Here is a 20,303-nt window from a genome sequence, read left to right as displayed (position 1 = left end):
GCGTCTACATCCCCCGCCCACCCCCTATATCTACACTTATACTTTCGTGGGCTGCGTCTGTTGTTTTTAATTGACAGCGGGTGGCCGCGGAGGTCGTGGGGGGTGGCGCTCTCCCCGCCGACGACCACCGTACGGACGCCGGCGAAGCCGGCCAGGTCGGCGCCCTCGGCCTCGGCGCACAGCAGCCGCCAGTAGGCGGTGGGCAGTTGGAGGACCGTCACGCCGAGGGCGCGGACCCGGTCGGCCAGCCGGGCCGCGTCGGGCGTGCCGCCGGACCGGAAGGCGAGGGTGCCGCCGGCCGCGAGGGTGGGCCAGATCTCCTCCTGGGCCACGTCGAAGCCCGCGCTGGCGAACTGCAGCACGACGTCCTCGGGGCCCAGGCCGAGCAGGTCGACGACGGCCGCGGTGTGACCGGCCAGCGCCCGGTGACCGACCAGCACGCCCTTGGGAGTGCCGGTGGAGCCGGAGGTGTAGATCACGTACGCGGGCCGGTCGCCCGCGGCCCCGGCGGGCTCCGCCGCGGCGCCGGGCCGGGCGCCGGCCAGAGCGACCGGCCCGCCGGAGCGGTCGAAGAGCGCCGCCGCGCCGGAGTCGCGCAGCAGCCGGGCGCAGTACTCGTCCGGGGCGGCCGCGTCGATCGGCAGGAACGCCGCACCGGCCAACCAGCCGCCGAGCATCGCGACGACCAGCTCGGGGCCGGCGGGCAGCCGGATGCCGACGATGTCGCCGGCACCGACCCCGAGGGCGGCGAGGTCCCGGGCGGTCCGCTCGGCGCGTTCCCGGAGTTCGGCGTAGCCCACCTCGCCGTGCTCGGTGCGCAGCGCGACGGCCGGGCGGGCCGCGGCGGCGGCCTCGGCGGCCCGGGCCTCGATCAGGTCCGGCAGCCAGGCCTGCGCGGCCACCGCGGGCCGGGTGGCGGTGTCAGTCATCGGTCCACCTCGTGTCGGTCATCGGTCCACCTCGGGTGGAAAGGGCAGGAAGGACGGGAAGAACGGGAAGGACGGGAACTGGCGGGAACGACCGGAAGGCGCGGACGAGGACCGGCGCCACTCCCCGCACCCCGGTCCCCGGGGTGACGTGCCGGCGGGCGGTCACGCCGGCTCCGGGAGCGGCTTCACGGCGACCCGCTGCCGGCCCGCCGCGGCGACCGCGAACGCGACGCCCCCGAACGCCAGCGCGCAGCCGTAGGCCGCGTGCGATCCGGTGGTGTCGGCCAGGCGCCCGCTGACCGCGGAGCCGGCGGCCACCCCGAGCCAGATCGCGGTGGCCTGCCAGGCCATCGCCTCGGTCCGGCGGGAGGCCGGGACCCCGTCCTGGACGAGCAGCATCCCGGCGACCATGGCCGGCGCCGAGGACGCGCCGGCCAGGGAGAGCACCAGGACGGCGACGACGACGTCGTTCACCAGGAGCATCGGCGCGATGCCGAGCGCCATCAGGGCCGTCGCGCCCAGCAGGATGCGGGTGGTCGACAGGTTCCACTCGCGGGCCCCGTAGGCCACGCCCGCCACCGAACTGCCGATCCCGTAGGCGGCCAGCAGCAGGCCGGCCAGCCCCTCGCGGTGCAGCTCGGTGGTGAAGGCGACGGTGGCCATGTCGATCGAGCCCCACATGGCGCCGAAGCAGAGGTTGACCCCGGCGATCACGGCGACCGGCCCGAGAAACAGGGCGCTGCCGGCCGGCCTGGGCCCGGTCGACCTCGGGGGTTCGGTGGCGGTGCCCAGCGCGAGCAGGACGCTCCCGCCGCACACCAGCACCAGCGAGCAGACGATCCCGGCGGCCGGGTCGACCCCGGTCGCCAGGAAGGTGGCGACGATCGGCCCGAAGATGAAGATCACTTCATCGACGACCGATTCGAGCGCGAACGCGGTCGACATGATCGGCGACCCCGAGAGCAGCCCGCTCCACCGCGCCCGCACCATCGAGCCGATCGCGGGCGTCGCGGCGCCCATCACCGCCGCGGCGGGGAACAGCGTCCACAGCGGGGCCCCGCGCAGCGCGGAGAGGACGAACAGGGCGCCGTCGACCGCGCCGACGGCGGCGCAGGCCAGCAGGATCCGGCGCTGGCCGATCCGGTCCGCCAGCCGCGCCAGTTGGGGCGCGGCCACCGCGAAGCCCACGGCGGAGGTGGCGGACAGCGCCCCGGCGGTCCCGAACTCGTACCCGACGGAACGGATGAAGAGCAGGATGCTGATGCCCGTCATGCCGATCGGGAACCGGGCGAGGAGCCCGGGGATCACGAAGCGGAGCGCACCGGGGGTGGTCAGCGCCAGGCGGTAGCGGTTGACGCCCGAGGGTGCGCCGCCCCCGGGCGCACCGCTGCGTGCGCCGTCGGGTTCGGCGTCATGTGCGCCGTCGGGGGCGCGGTCCACGGGCACGCCGACCGGAACGCGGTCCGCGGGCACGTCGATGTCGGGTTCGGGTCCGGCCGTCACGGGATCAGCCCGCCACCGGGTGACCGATGAAGTCCCCGAGCAGCGCGGCCAGGGCGTCCGGCTCCTCGAACTGGAGCGCGTGGCCGGTGTCGAGCTCGTGCACCCGCAGGTCCGGGTGGGTGGCGAGGAACGCGCGGACGCGGGCGTTGTCCACCAGCTTGTCGCGGGTGCCGAACACGGCCAGCAGCGGGAGCGGACCGATCCCCGCGAAGTCCTTCTCCGAGCGGACGGCGATCTCCTCCCAGGCGTCGATGGTGCCCACGGTGATCCGCAGCAGCCGCAGCTCGTCGGCGTCGATGAACGCGTGCCACTCCGGGCGGTCGGTGAAGTCCGGGGTGCGCAGCGGGATCTGGATGAAGGCGCGGTCCGGCTCGGGGGTCAGTCCGAGCTCCTCCGCCGCGATCAGGGCGGCGTCGATGGAGCGGTCGAGGACGTCGTTGTAGCGGTCGTTGAAGAAGAAGCCGGGCGAGGTCATGATCAGGCTGCTGATCACCTCCTGGCCGGCGAGGCCGGTCGCGACCACGGTGGCGATCTGGGCACCGAAGCACCAGCCGGCCAGGTGGATCCGGCCGTAGGAGTCCTTCAGGTGGCGCAGCAGGTGGGCGATGTCGTCGACGGCGAGCTGACCGGCGGGGATGTGCCCGCGGCCGTCGTTGAGCCCGGAGCCGCGGAAGTCGACGGCGACGAAGGCCGTCCCGGGCAGCTGCCCGAGGCGGGTGCCGAGCGGCGCCTGCCAGCCCGAGTGGCTCATGCCGCCGTGCAGCATGACGACGACGTCGTCGGCCTGCGCGGGGCCCCAGACCCGGTAGTGGGTCCGGTAGCCGTCCGGCTGCTCGAAGGTCAGGACCTGCTCGGTCTCGGGGGTACGGGTGGTGGTCATCGGTTCTGGGTGTCCTCTCCGTCGGTCGGCAGCTGTCGCGCCCGGAGTTCGGCTCCGATCGCGCGGATCTCGTCGGTCGTGTCGAGGACGCGGCCGGTGGGGTCGGTGGTGATCTGGGTCAGGACGGCCACGTTGAGCCTGGCGACGGCCTCGGTCACCGCCTGTGGGAGCAGGCGGCCGTCCGCGTTGACGGTCAGTTCCAGGCGGGACTGGCCGATGTCGCGGCCGACGTTCACCAGGAAGGGGACGTCGGTGTGCTCGAACCAGCGGACGTCCGTGATGACGGCGCCGCCGTCGGCGGCCTCGGCGTAGGCCGGGAACTCCGTGTAGTTGAACAGCGCGGGGAAGAGCGCGACGCGTCCGAGGGCGTCGAGCCCGGCGTCGGCGCCGGCGGCGACATCGGCCGCGGGGCCGGCCGCGCGGTCGTGGGAGACGTCGCGGGCGACGGCCGCGGTCGGGTAGCGGCGGTGCGGCAGGGCGCGCGCCTCCGCCCGGAACACCGCCTCGACGAGCTCGTTCCAGGTCCGGTCGTCCAGCCGGGCCCGGTGCGGCTGGAAGTTGAGGAACATGCCGGTCATCCGCTCGGCACCCTCCGCCTCCGGCCGGCCGTGGGTGAAGACGCCGGTCACCACGTCCTGCCGACCGCTGATCAGCGCGAGGACGCGCAGGTGGGCGGCGAGCATCAGGTACTTGGGCGGGCAGCCCGCCTGCCGGGCGACCTCGCGCAGCGCGGCCTCCTGCCCGGCGGGCACGGTGAGGGTCGTCTCCGTCCAGCGGCTGCCGGTGCCGTCGGGTGCGAAGCGGGGCAGCGGCGTCCCGGGGTGGTCGCGCAGGACCTCGCGCCAGAAGGCGCGGGACTGCTGCGAGTCGCGGGCCGCGACCTCCGCCCTGACGTAGTCGCGGTAGGCGGGAGCGGGCGGCACCGGCGACTGCGGCGCCGGCCCGGACGGGCTCTCCCCGGAGGGCCCGTCCCCGGACAGGCTCGCCGCGTACGAGGTGAGCAGGTCCCGGACGAGCAGCGAGAGGCTCCAGCCGTCGATCACCGCGTGGTGGAAGCCGAACGAGAGGACGAAGCCCTCCGCTCCGGTCCGGTGGGCGGCGAACCGGATCAGACCGGGCCGGTCCCAGGTGAAGCCGGAGCCGCGCTCGCGCTCGAACCACTCGTCGGCGGCACCGGGCCGCCCGGTGGCGTCGACCACGAGGTCGGGTTCGACCGCGGCGTGGACGTGCTGCAGCGGCACCGGCCGGGCGTCCAGCAGGAACGCCGTCCGCAGGGTCGCGGTGGATGCGGTCGCCCGCCGCAGCGCCTCCCGCAGGGCCTGCTCGTCCAGCGGCAGCCGGACGGTGTAGGCGAACACGTCGTGGTAGGCCGACTGGGCCGGGTCCCGCCGGGTGGCCCCGATCATCTGGAGCTGCATGGCGGTGGCCGGGTAGGCGTCGACGACGCCGTCCGGCAGATCGGCCGTCGGTGCCGGAAGGCCCTCACCCGCCGGGACGGGTTCGTCCTGCACGGCGTCCCGGTCACGGCTCTCCAGCCGGTGGGCCAGGGCGCGGGCGGTGCGCAGCTCGATGACGTCGCGCATGACGGCCGCCGGGAACAGCTTGCGGATCTTGGCGAGGATCCGGATCGACGTGATGGAGTCGACGCCCGCGTCGAGGTAGTTGGCGTCCACGGCCAGGGCGTCGACGCCCAGCGCGGTGGCGATGATCCCGGCGATCGCCGTCTCCGCCCCGGCAGGACGGTCGTCCGCCGCCGTGTGCGGCGCCGCCGGTGCGGCCTCCGGCGCCCGGGCGCCCGGGAGCGTCAGCGGCTCCCCGGTGTCCGGGGCGGCGACCTGTCCCGGCGCGTCCGGGGCCGCGAGCGACTCCAGCGCCTCCAGCAGGCCGTCCAGGAACCGCTCGACGGCGGAGGACTTGATCCGGCCGGGGTCGTGGCAGACCGCCAGCCGCATCACACCGTCGAACTGGTCCTTGTGGACGTGGACGACCATCGGGAAGCTGGTCAGTTCGAAGTACCGGGCGCCGTCGATCCGGACGCCGTCCGCCGGACCGGTGTAGGCGTGGAAGTCCGTGTAGTTGAACACGACGTCGAACTGCGGCCCGCCGCGCAGGCGTTCGATCTCGGCGAGCGGGAACCGCCGGTGCGGGAGAACCGCCCGCTCCGCGGCGAAGACCGCGGCGACCAGATCGGGCCCGGGCGTCTCCGGCACCTCCACGGGGAGCGGCACCGTGTTCAGGAACAGGCCCACCATCTCGGTGCCGCCCGGGACTTCGGGCCGGCCGTGGCCGACCAGGGCGGTGATCAGGCGGGCGGTGCCGGTGAGGTCGGCCAGTGCCGCGCAGTGCGCCGCCAGGTAGACCGACTTCAGCGGCGCACCGAGCCCGGCCGCACTCCGCCGCAGCCGCTCGGCGAGTTCCGCCGGGACGTCCCGTTCCAGGGTCGCCGTCTCGACCGAGCCGTCGGGCTGCGGACCGGCCGGGAGCGTGGCGGGGAACCCGGCGAGCAGGCGCCGCCAGGCCTCCTGCTCCGCAGCGCTCGTGGCGCTCGCCCGCTCCAGCGCGACGTAGCCGCCGAACCCGGGTTCCGCGGCCGGTTCCGCCGGCTCCCGCCCGGCGAGCAACTCCGCGTAGCGCTCGCGGATCCCGGCCACCACGAGGGCCACGCTCCAGCCGTCGAGGATCAGGTGGTGGAACGAGACGCCGAGGTTGAACCGTGTCGCGTCCCGCAGGTGGACGCGGAACCGGACCGGCGGGGCCGCCAGGTCGAAGGGGCGGAGCTTCTCCTGCTCGACCCACTGCGCGATCGCCCGGTCCTGTCCGCCGCGGTCCAGTCCGGTGAGGTCCACGACCTCCACGGCGGCGTCGGCCCGCGGCAGGACGATCTGCAGCGGCTCGCCGTACCGCTCCAGGTCGAAGCAGGAGCGCAGTTGGGGGTGGCGGGCCACCGTCGCGGCGATCGCCTGCCGGACCTGCCCGGCGCGGACCTCCGCGTCGGCCTCATCCGGTTCGGCCCCGCCGGAGCGGGCCTCGCCGGAGCTGGCCTCACCGGAGCGGGCCTCACCGGAGAACTCGTAGTCGAAGATGTCGTGGTAGACCGGCGAGTCCTCGTCCAGCAGCGAGTGGTAGATCATCCCCGACTGGAGCCTGGTGAGGGGCCACGCGTCGAGGGCGTCCGCCGGCAGCAGGGCCCGGTCGGCCGGGCCGACGAGCCCGAAGGGCCCCGGGTCCGCCGCGGCGGCCGGCTCCTGCGGGTCCCGCTCCTCCAGCGCGGCGGCCAGTTCGGCCACCGTGGGCAGGGCGATCACGTCGCGCAGTTCCACGGCGTAACCGGCCTCGCGCAGCCGGGCCGCGACCCGCAGCGCGAGGATGGAGTCGCCGCCGAGCGCGAAGAACCGGTCGTCGGCGCCGACCTCGCCGACGCCGAGCACCTCGCGCCAGACCCGGGCCACCTCGTGCTGACGAGGTCCGGCGAGCGCGGCGGCGCTCCGGGCCGACGCGCCGGCGGCGACGGGGTCGGGCAGCGCGCGCCGGTCCAGCTTGCCGTTCGGAGTGGTGGGCAGGTCCGGCACGGCCACCAGGTACTGCGGGACGAGGAACTCCGGCAGCCGGCCGCGCAGCCGGGACCGCAGGTCCTCCGCGTCGAGCCCGTCGCCCGTGGGCACCACGTACGCGGCCAGCGCCTGGGCGGCGCCGGTGGTGTGCACGACGACGGCGGCGTCCTGCACGCCCGGCAGCTCGCGCAGCACCGCCGCGACCTCGTCCGGCTCGACGCGGAGTCCGCGCAGCTTGACCTGGTTGTCGATGCGCCCCAGGTACTGGATCCGGCCGTCCGGCAGGAAGCGGGCGAGGTCCCCGGTCCGGTACAGCCGGGCCCCGGGCTCCGTGCCGTACGGGTCGTCGAGGAACACCTTCGCCGACAGCTCGTCCCGGCGGTGGTAGCCGGCCGCGACGGCCACGCCGCCGATGCACAACTCGCCCGGCACGCCGACCGGTTGCAGCACCTGGTGGCGGTCCGTGACGTACAGCCGGACGTTCGCGATCGGTGTGCCGATGGGCACCACCTGGCCGGGGTAGTCGAGGGTGCACGCCCAGTGCGACACGTCGATGGCGGCCTCGGTCGGCCCGTAGAGGTTGTGCAGTTCGCAGTCCAGCGCCCCGGCGAACACCTCCAGCGTCCTGCGCGGCAGCGCCTCGCCGCTGCACACCACCCGCCGCAGGGAGTTGCAGTGCTCCGTCAGCTCCTCCGCCTCCAGGAAGACGTTGAGCATCGAGGGGACGAAGTGGACGGTGGTGACCCGGTGGTCGCGGATGACGCGCTTCAGGTACTCCGGGTCCCGGTGCCCGCCGGGTTCGGCGACGACGACGGCCGCGCCCACCATGAGCGGCCAGAAGAACTCCCAGACGGACACGTCGAAGCTGTAGGGCGTCTTCTGCAGGACCTTGTCCTCGCCGGTCAGGGCGAAAGCGTCCTGCATCCAGTGGAGCCGGTTGGCCAGCGAGTCGTGCCGGTTGATCACGCCCTTGGGCTGCCCGGTGGACCCGGAGGTGTAGATCATGTAGACGGGCGAGTCGGGACGGAGCGCGCGGACGGGGTCCGCGTCGTCCTCGGTGTCCAGGGCGGGGTCCGGCAGGACCAGCAGGGCGGCGCCGCCGGTGCCCGTCGCTTCGAGCGCGGCACGGTGCCGCTCCTGGGTGAGGATCAGCGGGAGGCCGGCGTCCTGGATCATGAACTCGATCCGGGCGGCCGGGTAGTCGGGGTCGATCGGCACGTACGCGCAACCCGCCTTGACGATCGCGAGCAGCGCGACGACCATCTCGACGGAGCGCTCCATGTAGACGCCGACGAACGGGCCGCGCGACACGCCGCCCGGCGCGTCGCCGAGCCCGGCGCGCAGCGCCCGCGCCACCTGGTTGGCCCTGCGGTTCAGCAGGTCGTAGGTGAGCAGCCGGTCGCCGTACTCGACCGCGACGGCGTCCGGGGTGCGGCGGACCTGCTCCTCGATCACGTCGACGACCGTGCCCGGCGGGTACGCCTTCGCGGTGTCGTTCCAGGTGTCGAGGATCAGGCGCTCCTCGTCCTCGCCGAGCATCGACGGGGCGCCGACCGGGGCGTCGACGGAGGTCGCGAGCGCCCTGAGCAGCCGCGCGTAGTTCCCCAGCAGCCGCTCGGCGGTCTCCGGGTCGAACAGGTCCGTGTTGAACTCCAGCTCGAACTCGTAACCGCCGTCCGTCCGGGCGATGTAGAGCATCAGGTCGAACTTGGCGGCGGTCCGGCGCACGGGGCGGTAGCGGGCCGTGGTCTCGGGACCGAGGTCCAGCTCCGGCTCCGGCCCGAGCAGGGTCAGCATGGTCTGGAACACCGGGTTGTGGTTGACGGCCCGCTCGGCACCGAGGGCTTCCAGCACCTTGGGGTACGGGGCGTCGCCGTCGTCGAGCAGCCGGTCGGTCGCCTCCCGGGCCGCCTCCAGGAGGTCGCGGAACGGCGCCTCCCGGTCGACGGGCAGGGCGAGCGGGAGCGTGTTCACGAAGCAGCCGACCAGCGACAGGTCCGCCTCGGTCGGCCGGTTCAGGACCGTGGTGCCGATGGCGAACCCGTCCTGGCCGGTGTACCGGTTGAGCAGGGCCGCGTACGCCGCCAGGAAGACCGGGAAGGCCGTGGCCCGGCACTCGCGCCGGCCCGCCTCCAGCAGCGGCTCGACCTCGGTGAGCGGCACGGTGAGCGTACGGCTGCTGCCGCGGAAGGTCGGCCGGGCCTGTCTGGGGCGATCCAGCGGCATGCCGAGCAGGTCCGGGCTGTGCGCCAGCGAGTGCCGCCAGGCCTCGATCTGCTCGGCGTACTCGCCGCGCTCGAAGGCCGCCCTGCTGCTCCGCACGAAGTCGCGGAACGTGGCGGCCGGTCCGGGGCGCCGCACCGGGTGCCCCGACTCGGTGATCGCCCGGACGTCCTCGCCGACCTCCTCCAGGACGAGGCGCAGACTCCAGTCGTCGACCACGATGTGATGGGCCGTCAGTGTCAGCAGCCACCGGTCCTCGGGCAGGGCGACCAGGAGGGTGCGCAGCAGCGGAGCCGCGCCGAGGTCGAACGGCCGGTGGTGGTGGTCGGCCAGGAGGTGCTCCGCGCGGGCGTCGGCCTCGGCGGGCTCCAGCGTCCGCAGGTCGGTGAAGTCCAGCGTGTCCGGGACCGTTGCGAGGACCTCGGCGCGCGGCAGGCCGTCCGGGGCCGCGCGGAACCGGGTGCGGAGCGCCTCGTGCCGCTCGACGGCCGCCCGGACGGCGCCGCGTACGGCGGCCGGGTCGACCTTGCCCGCCAGCTCGAAGGCCAGGGATTCGTTGTACGCGGGTTCGTCGGGGCGAGCCAGGTGGTGGAACAGCCACAGGCTCTCCTGGGTGTAGGAGAGGGAACCGTCGTCTTGCGTGCTGGATATCAGGGTCATGACATTCCATCTGCCGCGAATGGACTGGTTTGTCTAACTCAAGACTGCGGGGTCGGCCGGCGGTGGAACGCCTGCCGAACAACTACCGAACGCCGCACGGGTTTCAGGCCCGACGGCCACCCCGCCCCGTCGCACCCGGACCGCCCCGGGGGCCGGCCCCGGACCCGGGTCCGGGCGCGACGGGGCGGCGGCCGGAGGGCGCCGCTCGGCGCCCCCGGCACGGGGCAGGACGCGGGAGTCAGGACGCGGAGGCCGACGGGGGCGTCCGACCGTCACCGCCGGGCGGCGAGCCGCCCGGCCGTGCCTCGAACCACACCCCGGACCGCGCCTCGGGCTACGCCTCGAAGGGGTCCAGGACTTCGTCGAACTCGCCCAGCAGCCCGTCCAGCGTGGCCGGTCGCTCGGCCGCCGCCGGGGCGGGCTCGGTGACGATCTCGATACACTCGGCCGCCTTCCGGGCCAGCCGGACCGCCGCCTCGGCGCTCTCGGCCTGCACGATGACGTGCCCGCACCGGTCCTCCGACCAGCGCAACTCACTGACGACGGAACCTGGTTCGACACTCACGGCGGCCACGACCACACCGTCGAGCTCCCGCGCCCGGGCCAGCCCCGCCACGGAGACGACCGTCCCGGGCGCGGCCGTGAGGAAGCGGACCGCCGCAGCGCCCCGCGCCGGCCGCAGATCGGCCAGAGGGGCGGACGGTCCGGCCAGCCGGTACGTCGCCTCCTCCAGGTCCACGCCGTACACCAGGCGCACGAGGTCGTTGATGAAGTCCCCGCCCCGCCGGCAGTGCGACTCGACGATCCGCGGCCCCTCGGCCGTGAGGATCATCTCGGTGTGCGAGGGCCCGTCCTGGAGGCCGACCGCATCCAGCAGACGTACCGTCAGGTCCCTGATGGCGGAGAGCTGTTCGCCGTCGAAGGAAGCCGGCACGACGTGCCCGAGCTCGACGACCCCGCCCTCGGTGTCCTTCGCGGTCACCGCGACGACCGTGTGCCGACCCGCCTCCGAGAAGGCCTCGACACTCAACTCCGGTCCCACCAGGAGCTTCTCGACCAGGAAGTCCCCGATGCCGAACTCCTCGCACCAGGCCCACACCTCGTCGACCTCGTCGACCGAGCCGACCGGCCGCACCCCCAGGCTGCCCGAGCCCTTGGTCGGCTTCACCATCGCCGCACCGTGCGCCGCGACGAACTCCGCCAACTCCTCGCGGGTGGGATTGACCACGAACGGCACCGCCGCGATCCCCTGCTCGTTGAGCAGCGCGCGCATCACCGACTTGTCGTGCAGCAGACGCGTCGTGCGGGCGCCGTTCCCCGGCAGCCCCAGCAGGTCGACCAGGTGCCCGCCGACCAGCTGCGCCGCCTCCGTCTGCGTCACGACGCGGGTGAGGGGCCGCACCCCGTGCAGCGCCCGTGCCAGAGCGACGACGGTCGGCACGTGCTGATAATTCACCAACAACAATTGATCGCAATGCGGGACGACCGCCGGATCGAATTGCGAAGGCTTCTGCGCATAAACGACGTCGACATTCGCCGGCCCGGCTTTCCGGACAAGCCGAATGCTGTCTCCAATAACCAGAACTCGCGGTTTCGCCATTGAAACAGTCCCCCTACTGGCCATGAACAACCCGCCATTGCGCGATGGCGCACCTGTGCGCCGACCGTTCGCCCCCGGTCACCGCTCCCCCGGCTTCCGGCGCGACCAGTCGGCGTCGCACGCTGATACGTGTGTGAGGCTCTAACACCCGCCCGGCGCAGCGGGGAGCAGGCGGCCGGGACAACGTCCGGGTGCGCCGCGCAGCACACCGCCGAACCGTCCGTTCATTTCCGCCTCCCCCCGTGGACCGATCCCGGCAGATCCACGCCGGGCTGTGCAGGATTCGACGAGGCACCCCGGCTCGTTGTTCCGCAGAGCCGCCCCCGGGCACCCTCGACCGCTCGGTGCCTCGATCAGCATTCCGGTGAAACACCGGCCCGTCAAGGCCCTGCCGCCGCCTGGCGCAACTGTTCTCCCGCTATTGGCAGACAGCACCTCGGGGGTACACGGCTCTCTCCACACCCCTTCCGTCACTCGGTCCCGCCGGCGCCCCGGCGGCGGAACTCGGCCGGCCCGCAGCCGTGGTGCGCACGGAAGCGGCGGGTCAGGTGCGGGTGGTCGGTGAAGCCGGCGGCGGCCGCGATCTCGGCGAGCGGCAGCCGGGTCCGGCGGACCAGGTGGCCGGCGACGTCCAGCCGGACGGCGGCCAGTTCGGCCTGGAAGGTCGTCCCCGCCCGGGTGAAGGAACGCTGCAGGGTACGCGGCGCGACGCCCAGTGCGGCGGCCACGGCGGAGAGCCGCCAGTCCGCCGCCGGCTCTCCCGCGATCAGTTCCCGTGCCGCACCCGGCAGGCCGGTGGCGGACGCCCCGGCGGTGGAGGGCCGGGCGGGACCGGGCGGGCCGGCCCGCTCGTCCCACCGCAGCCGCCACCCCCGGACGGCGGGCGCCGGACCGGGCCGCCAGGGTGCGTCGGGTGCCAGGACGGCGCCGTCCGCGGCGAGCAGCGCCACCTCGACCGGGCGTCCGGTCACGGCCGCCACGGCGGCGGTGTGCACCGCGCAGACGAAGACGCTCTCGGCGGACACCGGATCACCCCCCAGGTAACGCCGGTGACTGACCGTCAGCTCTCCCGGCCGCAGCACCGTCCTGGTCCGGTGACCGACGTGGAGCCAGAGCTCGACCGGACGGGCGCGGGCGATCAGCGCGGCCATGTCGCCCCCCGTCATCAGCGCGCGCAGCAGCGGATCCCGCGGCCGCTCGAAGAGCAGCCGCCCGGCGTCGGAGACCGCCTCCCGTCCGCAGCCGTACAGCGCACCCAGCAGTTCCCGGTGCACGCCCTCGGGCACCGGGGCACCGGCGGCGAGCAGCCGACGCACGGTCCGCCCGGCCGGCCCGAGCGGCCCGGACCCGTGCCGGAGCAGCGCGGCGAGCGCGGCGCCGGCCAGCTCCGGGTGGACGGTCCGCGCCATCTCCCGTACGGCGGTGGGCACGGCGCGATGCTACCGGCGGCTGCCGGGGCCCGCGGCGGTGGCGCACTGGTACAAGCCGGCGCCCGCACCCGGCCCCAGGCTGGCCGCCATGAACGTGAACGGAAAGCGCATCCTCGTCACCGGCGGCACCAGCGGGGTCGGCCTCGCCCTGACCGGGGCCCTCACCGCCGCCGGGGCGAGGGTGGTGACCTGCGGACGGCGGGCGGACCGGTCGGGGGCCGGCCTCGGGTCGTTCACCGCCGACCTCGCGGTGGCGGGCGAGGCGACGCGGGTGGTGGACCTCGCCGCCGGGTTCCTCGGCGGACTCGACGTCGTGGTGGCCAACGCGGGCGTGCAGCACCTGATCGACCTGACCCGGGGGCCGGACCTCGAGGTCCTGGCGCTCGCCGAGCAGGAGCTCGCGGTCAACCTGCGCTCGGTGGTCGAACTGGCCGCCGCGAGCTGGCCCCACCTCACCGGCCCCGCCGCCGGGAGCGCCGGGAGCGCAGGGGACCCGGGCCGTTCCGGGAGCGCCCGCAGGGGCGCCGCCCGCGGCGGCGGCCCGGGCCGCGAGACGGCCTTCGTCGCGGTGACCTCGGGCCTGGCCTACGCGCCCAAGAAGTCGGCACCGGTCTACTGCGCGACCAAGGCCGCCGTGCACACCCTGCTCCGGTCGCTGCGCTACCGGGCCGAGGACGAGACCCCGTGGCTCCGGGTCCAGGAGGTGGTGCTGCCCCTGGTGGACACGCCGATGACGGCCGGCCGCGAGGGCGCCGCCCGCAAGATCCCGCCGGCCCTGGCCGCCCGGGCCGTCGTCCGCGGGCTGGAGCGCGGCCGGCCGGTGATCGCGGTCGGCGTCTCACGGACGCTGCTCGCACTGCTGCGGGTCCACCCGGGGACGGCCTACCGGATCCTGCGGAACAGCTGAGGCGAACGCGCCGCCTCCCCCGGCCCGGCGGCGCCGCGGTTCAGCGCTTGACGGCCACGCCCCCGTACATCGCGATGCTCGCGTCCCGCACCGGCGCGGCGTCCGGGTCCGGGTTCCAGTGGTGGACCAGCGTGACCCCGGGGTCGAGCAGGTCGTAGCCGTCGAAGAAGGCGAGGGTCTCGGCCTTGTCCCGGATCTGGAGCGGGATGCCCCGGGCGTTGTACTCGCGACCGACGCCGCCGACGCCGACCGGGTCGGTGTCGCCGGTGAAGACGGTCAGGGCGAGGAAGCTGCCGGGGGCGAGCCGGTCCATCAGCCGGCGGACGATGCCCTGCGGGTCGTCCCCGTCCAGCACGAAGTGCACGATCGCGATCAGCGAGAGCGCCACCGGCCGGGAGAGGTCGAGCACTTCGCGCAGGCGCGGCGAGTCCAGGATCGAGTCGACGTCGCGCAGGTCGGCGTCCAGGTAGGCGGTGCGGCCCTCCGGGGTGCTGGACATCAGGGCGCGCGCGTGGGTCAGCACGATCGGGTCGTTGTCGACGTAGACGACCCGCGCATCCGGCGCGACGCCCTGGGCGATCTCGTGCACGTTGGGCGAGGTGGGGATGCCCGTCCCGATGTCCAGGAACTGCCGCACGCCGTGCTTCTCCGCCAGGTGGCGGACGACGCGCTCCATGAAGGTGCGGGTCGTCCGCATCGAGACCGGGAGGGCCGGCCAGGCCTTGACGGAGGCGTGGGCGGCGACCCGGTCGGGCTCGAAGTTGGTCTTGCCGCCGATGAGGTAGTCGTAGACCCGCGCCGAGTGCGGGACGTCCATCCGCAGGTCGACGCCCGTCCACCCGGTCTGTTCCCCGCCCCGGTCCCCCGATACCCAGTCAGCGCGCGACATCCTCGCCCTCCCCTTCGACCCCGTTGTCGTTTCCGTGTCACCCGTGCCCGGCCCCGGCGATCAGCCGGGCGGCGGACCCATGGTGCGCATGGTAACCGTAATCCGCGGGCGGTGGCCGCGAGTTCCGGGCCCCGGGGCGGACCGCCGGGCGGCCCCTCGGACGGGGCCCCGAGCGGCCTCCGGCCCGCTTCTGCGGCCACGTCGGCCCCCTGCGCCGCACCGACCCGACCCGCACCGCCCCCACCACCGTCCGGATCACTTCCCTGATCGCTGCCCTGATCGCTGCCCTGATCGCTGCCCGCGCGGGCAGCGGGGCCGGCCCGCACCCCGTGTGCAGAAAATTGGAGTCCTGCAGTCGCATTCGCTAGCCTCTCGAACGTGAGGCTGACCAAGAGCACCGACATCGCCCTCCGCATCGCCATGCGGCTGGCCGTCCTCGACGAGGAGGCCAACCCGACCACCCGCGAGGTGGCCGAGGCGGTGGGCGTGCCGTACACCCACGCCGCCAAGGTGGTCAGCCGGCTGCAGCACCTCGGCGTGGTGGAGGCGCGACGCGGCCGCGGCGGGGGGCTGACCCTCACCGCGGCGGGCCGTACCGGCTCCCTCGGACTGCTGCTGCGCGAGCTGGAAGGGGTGGGTGACGTGGTCGGCTGCGAGGACGAGCCGCCCTGTCCGCTGCGCGCGGCCTGCCGCCTGCGGGGAGTGCTGCGCTCCGCGCAGGAGGCGTTCTTCACCACCCTCGACCCGCTCTCGATCGGCGACCTGGTCGCCGCCCCGACCGGGCCGGTCCTGCTCGGCCTCTCCCGCAGACCCCCCGGCTGACACCCGTTCCCAGCCCGGCCCCAGGGCCCGCACCTGCCGGACCCGCGCCTCCGCACGCCGCACCCGTCCGCGCATCCGCGCGGCCGATAATACGACTCTCACATACCAATTTGGAGCGAACCCGATGCTGTCCGCCAAGTCCGCCGAGGTCGTCGAAGCCACCCTGCCCGTCGTGGGCGGTGCGATCGGCTCCATCACCCCGCTCTTCTACGACCGGATGTTCGCCGCCCACCCGGAGCTGCTGCGCGACCTCTTCAACCGGGGCAACCAGGCCAACGGCAGCCAGCGGCAGGCGCTGGCCGGCTCGATAGCCGTCTTCGCCTCCGCGCTGATCGCCGACCCCGACGGCCGCCCGGACGCGCTGCTGGCCCGGATCGCGCACAAGCACGTGTCGGTCGGCATCAGCAACGACCAGTACCGGATCGTCCACGAGCACCTGTTCGCCGCCATCGTCGAGGTGCTCGGCGACGCCGTCACCCCCGAGGTCGCCGCCGCCTGGGACGAGGTGTACTGGCTGATGGCCAACGGGCTGATCGCCGTCGAGGACCGGCTGCGCGCCGAGGCCGTCGCCGTCCAGCAGGGCGACCCGGCCGACCTCTGGCGCCCGTACACCGTGATCGACCGGCAGCAGGAGACCGACGACGTCACCAGCTACCTCGTCCGACCGGCCGACGGCCGCCCGCTGCCGGCGTCCCGGCCCGGCCAGTACGTCTCGGTGCGTGCCGAACTGCCCGACGGCGCACGACAGATCCGCCAGTACAGCCTCTCCGGAGCCCCGGACGGCGCGCTCCGGTTCACCGTCAAGCGTGCCACCGCCGACCGCCCGGACGCACCCGCCGGCGAGGTCTCCAACCACCTGCACGACCACCTGCGCGCCGGGGACGTCCTCGACGTCGCGCCGCCGTTCGGCGACGTCACGCCGGCCGACGGCGACGGGCCGGTGCTGCTCGCGTCGGCCGGCATCGGCAACACCCCGATCACCGCCATGCTGGCCCACCTGGCCGCCACCGGCTCCACCCGCCGGGTGGTCACCGTCCACGGCGACCGCGACCAGCTCTCGCACGCCTTCCGCGCCGACCTCACCCGGCTCACCGCCAAGCTCCCGGCCGGCACCGCGCACGTCTTCTACGAGCGGCCGCTCGGCGACTGGCCCGCCGACCGCACCGGCCTGGTCGACCTGTCGACGGTCGAGGTCCCGACCGGGACCACCGCCTACCTGTGCGGCCCGCTGCCCTTCCTCCGCTCGGTGCGGGGGCAGCTGCTGGCGGCGGGCGTCCCCGCCGCCGACATCCACTACGAGGTGTTCGGTCCGGACCTCTGGCTCGGCCGGGACGCCTGAGCACGACCGCCCCGCCCGGCCCCGCTCCGGCGCCGCGCCCCCGCGGCACAGCCCGCGGCGTGGTGCCCTGCCGCCCGGCCGGCCCGCTCGGTACGATCACCGACGGGCCGGCCGGTCCGGTGCCGGGGCGGCCCCGGGGCGGCCCCGGCCGCCGCCGACCACCGTCGCCGTCACCGGGACGCCGACCGAGGGCCCGGGGAGGACCGTTGCGCGTCGCGCTGTTCGCCACCTGCGTCAACGACGCGCTGTACCCGTCCACCGCGATCGCCACCGTGCGGCTGCTGGAGCGCCTCGGCGTCGACGTCGACTTCCCTCCCGGGCAGAGCTGTTGCGGCCAGCCGCAGTACAACACCGGCTACCGGCGGGCCTGCGAGCCGCTGGTGCGGCGCACCGCCCGGGCGTTCGCCGGCTACGACCACGTGGTGACGCCCTCCGGCTCGTGCGTGGCGACGGTCCGCGACGCCTACCCGCGGATCGCCGCCCGGGCGGGCAGCGAACTCGTCCGCGAGGTAGCGGAGTTGACACCACGGGTGTACGAGCTGACCGAGTTCCTGACCGACGTCCTCGGCGTCGAGGAGGTCGGCGCGTGGTTCCCGCACACCGTGACCTACCACCCCTCCTGCCACGGACTGAGACTGCTCGGCCTCGGCGAGCGGCCGCGGCGGCTGCTCCGGGCCGTCCGGGGGCTCGAACTGGTCGAACTGCCGGGCGCCGAGGAGTGCTGCGGCTTCGGCGGGACGTTCGCGGTGAAGAACCCTGCGGTCTCGGCGGCGATGGCCGCCGACAAGGTCCGCAGCGCCCTGGCCACCGGCGCCGAGGTGCTCTGCGGCGGCGACAACTCCTGCCTCCTGCACCTCGACGGCACCCTCCGCCGCCAGGGCGCGCCGCTGCGCCCGCTCCACCTCGCCGAGATCCTCGCCAGCACCGAGGCCGAGCCCTGGCGGGCGGCGTGAACACCTTCCTGGGGATGCCCGGGATGCCCGCCGTACCGGCCGCTCCCGCCTTCCCGGAGGCCGCCGCCGCTGCCACGGCCGACGAGCGGCTGCGCGCCAACCTCCGGCACGCCACCCGCACCATCCGGGAGAAGCGGGCCCGCGCGGTCGCCGAACTCTCCGACTGGACCGAGCTGCGCGCAGCCGCCAAGGCCGTCAAGGACCACACCCTGCGCCATCTCGACCGCTACCTGGTCCAGTTGGAGCAGGCCGTGACCGCCGCCGGCGGCACCGTGCACTGGGCCTCCGACGCCGACGAGGCCAACCGGATCGTCACCGGACTGGTCCGGGCCACCGGTGAGCGCGAGGTGGTCAAGGTGAAGTCGATGGCCACCCAGGAGATCGGCCTCAACGAGGCACTCGCCGCCGCCGGGATCACCGCGTACGAGACCGATCTCGCCGAGCTCATCGTGCAGTTGGGCGAGGACCGGCCCTCGCACATCCTGGTCCCGGCGATCCACCGCAACCGCGGCGAGATCCGCGAGATCTTCGCCGCACGGATGGCCGACTGGGGCCGCCCCGCCCCCGAGGGACTCTCCGACGCACCCGCCGACCTCGCCGAGGCGGCCCGCCTCCACCTCCGGGAGAAGTTCCTGCGCGCCGAAGTCGCCGTCTCGGGAGCCAACTTCATGGTCGCCGAGACCGGCACCCTGGTGGTCGTGGAGTCCGAGGGCAACGGCCGGATGTGCCTCACCCTGCCGCGCACCCTGATCTCGGTGGTCGGCATCGAGAAGGTGGTGCCGACCTGGCGGGACCTGGAGATCTTCCTCCAACTGCTGCCCCGCTCCTCCACCGCCGAGCGGATGAACCCGTACACCTCGTTCTGGACCGGCACCGCCGGGGGCGGCGACGCGGGCGCCGGGGCCGGCGGAGCCACCGGGGCCGGCGCGGACGGCCCGTCCGTGTTCCACCTCGTCCTGCTCGACAACGGGCGGACGGCCGCCCTCGCCGACCCGACCGGCCGCCAGGCGCTGCGCTGCATCCGCTGCTCGGCCTGCCTCAACGTCTGCCCGGTGTACGAGCGGGCCGGCGGGCACGCCTACGGTTCGGTCTACCCGGGCCCGATCGGCGCCATCCTCACCCCGCAACTCCGCGGCGTCACCACCGAGCTGGACGCCTCACTGCCGTACGCGTCGTCGCTCTGCGGGGCCTGCTACGAGGTCTGCCCGGTGGCCATCGACATCCCCGAGGTCCTGGTCCACCTGCGCGAGCGGGTCACCGACCGGCCCGGGCACCGGCTGGAACGCGCCGCCGTCGCCGCCGCCACCTACGTCCTCGACCGACCGGCCCTGCTCCGGGCGGCCGAACGGGCCGCCGCCCGGACCCGCCGGTTCCACCCGCGCCGGCTCCCGGGCCCGGGCCGCGCCTGGACCGACACCCGCGAGCTGCCGGCGGTCCCGCCCGAACCGTTCCGCGACTGGTGGCGGAGGAACCGCACATGAGCGACCGACCGACGGGCGGATCGCGCGAGGCGATCCTGTCCCGGATCCGCGCCGCGGTCCGCCCCGGCAGCCCTCCCGGCAGCCCGCCCGACAGCCGCCCCGGCGCCCGCGCCACGACGGAGGAGCCCGTCCCCCGGGACTACCTCCGCAGCCACGTCCGCACGGACGATCCGGACGCGCTGATCGACCTGCTCCACCACAACCTCGCCGACTACCGGGCCCTGGTCCACCGCTGCACCGTCGACCGCCTGCCCGAGGTCATCGGCGCCCTCCTCGACGCCCGGGGCTCCCGCACCGTGGCCGTCCCGCCGGGCCTGCCGCCCGGCTGGACCGCCGCCGCCTCGGCCCGCCCGCTGCCGGACGGCGGCCCCGGCGGAGCCCTCACCGCCGCACGGCTGGACGCCGTCGACAGCGTGGTGACCGGCTGCGCCCTGGCGATCGCCGAGACCGGCACGCTCGTCCTGGACGGCGGCCCGGGGCAGGGCCGCCGGCTGCTCAGCCTCGTCCCGGACCACCACGTCTGCGTCGTCCTGGCACCCGGCCAGGTGGTCGCGTCCGTCCCGCTCGCCCTCCCCCGACTCGACCCGGCCCGACCTCAGACCTGGATCTCCGGCCCGTCCGCCACCAGCGACATCGAGCTGAACCGGGTGGAGGGCGTGCATGGTCCGCGCACCCTGGAGGTCGTCCTGGCCACGCCCCGGTGACGGGCCGGGTTCACCCGACGTCGCGCGCGAAGGTCCCCCGCTCCCCCAGGTTCCAGGCGACGACCCGGCGCGGGCGGACGCGGATGATGTCCCGGCTGAAGTAGCCGGGCGCCACCGGCGGCACCTCCACCGCCAGCGTCTCGGCCTCCCCCCTGATCTCGACGCCGCGCCCCCACCCGCCAACGACCGGGTCGTCGGCCGGGGCCATGTCGTCCACCAGCACGGCGACCTCGGGGCGGGCCTGCGCGTTCAGGTACTTCCGGCTGCGGGCCATGTCGGGTCCGCCGATGTCGATGGTGCCGTCGTCGTTGAGCCGGAAGCCCACCGGACGGACCTGCGGGCGGCCGTCGGGGCCGATGGTCGCCAGACGCGCCAGCGGTTGGGCGGCCAGGTAGGCGAGTTCCCTCGCGGTGAAGATCATGTCTGGACCCT

General features: G+C 74.7%; 14 protein-coding genes. 6 read left to right on the top strand and 8 right to left on the bottom strand.

All coding sequences use genetic code 11. The features are described 5' to 3' along the window. The 6 genes from ACFWIC_RS17940 to ACFWIC_RS17915 form a co-directional block, all read right to left on the bottom strand. A partial coding sequence (locus ACFWIC_RS17940) for an AMP-binding protein (protein ID WP_380519327.1) occupies positions 1-929 on the bottom strand: 929 nt, incomplete at its 3' end. Between the two features lie 162 nt (positions 930-1,091). Beyond that, positions 1,092-2,432 (bottom strand): MFS transporter, encoded by a 1,341-nt coding sequence (locus tag ACFWIC_RS17935; RefSeq protein WP_380519325.1) that lies wholly within the window; start codon positions 2,430-2,432, stop codon positions 1,092-1,094. A 4-nt stretch (positions 2,433-2,436) separates the two neighbouring features. Next, a complete protein-coding gene (locus ACFWIC_RS17930) occupies positions 2,437-3,312 on the bottom strand; it encodes an alpha/beta fold hydrolase (RefSeq protein ID WP_329881831.1) in 876 nt (291 codons plus the stop codon). Then, positions 3,309-9,746: an amino acid adenylation domain-containing protein gene (locus tag ACFWIC_RS17925; protein ID WP_380519324.1), complete on the bottom strand. Its 6,438-nt coding sequence runs from the start codon at positions 9,744-9,746 to the stop codon at positions 3,309-3,311. The genes ACFWIC_RS17930 and ACFWIC_RS17925 overlap by 4 nt, the downstream gene beginning before the upstream one ends. Before the next feature lie 334 nt (positions 9,747-10,080). Further along, positions 10,081-11,187: an ATP-grasp domain-containing protein gene (locus ACFWIC_RS17920; protein ID WP_380519322.1), complete on the bottom strand. Its 1,107-nt coding sequence runs from the start codon at positions 11,185-11,187 to the stop codon at positions 10,081-10,083. Between the two features lie 629 nt (positions 11,188-11,816). Next, the gene (locus tag ACFWIC_RS17915; RefSeq protein ID WP_380519321.1) at positions 11,817-12,776 is read right to left on the bottom strand and encodes a helix-turn-helix transcriptional regulator; all 960 of its coding nucleotides are present in this window, start codon (positions 12,774-12,776) and stop codon (positions 11,817-11,819) included. 88 nt (positions 12,777-12,864) lie between these two features. Here ACFWIC_RS17915 and ACFWIC_RS17910 point away from each other — a divergent pair, with 88 nt between their 5' ends. Beyond that, complete coding sequence (locus tag ACFWIC_RS17910; protein ID WP_380519319.1) at positions 12,865-13,683, top strand: SDR family NAD(P)-dependent oxidoreductase; 819 nt, start codon at positions 12,865-12,867, stop codon at positions 13,681-13,683. A 40-nt stretch (positions 13,684-13,723) separates the two neighbouring features. On the opposite strand, the gene ACFWIC_RS17905 is transcribed toward ACFWIC_RS17910, so the two are convergent. Beyond that, complete coding sequence (locus ACFWIC_RS17905) at positions 13,724-14,572, bottom strand: SAM-dependent methyltransferase (RefSeq protein ID WP_380362985.1); 849 nt, start codon at positions 14,570-14,572, stop codon at positions 13,724-13,726. Between the two features lie 378 nt (positions 14,573-14,950). Between ACFWIC_RS17905 and ACFWIC_RS17900 the strand changes: the two genes are divergently transcribed. The 5 genes from ACFWIC_RS17900 to ACFWIC_RS17880 all read left to right on the top strand — a co-directional run bounded on the left by ACFWIC_RS17900 (position 14,951) and on the right by ACFWIC_RS17880 (position 19,871). Next, a complete protein-coding gene (locus tag ACFWIC_RS17900) occupies positions 14,951-15,394 on the top strand; it encodes an Rrf2 family transcriptional regulator (RefSeq protein ID WP_329881826.1) in 444 nt (147 codons plus the stop codon). Between the two features lie 124 nt (positions 15,395-15,518). Further along, positions 15,519-16,733, top strand: coding sequence for a globin domain-containing protein (locus ACFWIC_RS17895; RefSeq protein ID WP_380362241.1), 1,215 nt, complete (start codon positions 15,519-15,521; stop codon positions 16,731-16,733). Between the two features lie 206 nt (positions 16,734-16,939). Further along, the gene (locus ACFWIC_RS17890; RefSeq protein ID WP_380519318.1) at positions 16,940-17,686 is read left to right on the top strand and encodes a (Fe-S)-binding protein; all 747 of its coding nucleotides are present in this window, start codon (positions 16,940-16,942) and stop codon (positions 17,684-17,686) included. 23 nt (positions 17,687-17,709) lie between these two features. Further along, a complete protein-coding gene (locus ACFWIC_RS17885; protein WP_380519316.1) occupies positions 17,710-19,167 on the top strand; it encodes a lactate utilization protein B in 1,458 nt (485 codons plus the stop codon). Next, the gene (locus tag ACFWIC_RS17880; RefSeq protein ID WP_380519315.1) at positions 19,164-19,871 is read left to right on the top strand and encodes a lactate utilization protein C; all 708 of its coding nucleotides are present in this window, start codon (positions 19,164-19,166) and stop codon (positions 19,869-19,871) included. The genes ACFWIC_RS17885 and ACFWIC_RS17880 overlap by 4 nt, the downstream gene beginning before the upstream one ends. Before the next feature lie 10 nt (positions 19,872-19,881). On the opposite strand, the gene ACFWIC_RS17875 is transcribed toward ACFWIC_RS17880, so the two are convergent. Continuing rightward, positions 19,882-20,292 carry a PPOX class F420-dependent oxidoreductase gene (locus ACFWIC_RS17875; RefSeq protein ID WP_380362232.1) on the bottom strand — a complete coding sequence of 137 codons (411 nt, stop codon included), beginning with the start codon at positions 20,290-20,292 and terminating at the stop codon, positions 19,882-19,884. Positions 20,293-20,303: the final 11 nt, after the last annotated feature.

The organism is Kitasatospora sp. NPDC127035, from assembly GCF_042726075.1.
Lineage (GTDB): Bacteria > Actinomycetota > Actinomycetes > Streptomycetales > Streptomycetaceae > Kitasatospora.
This window is presented reverse-complemented; position numbering and strand designations above follow the sequence as displayed.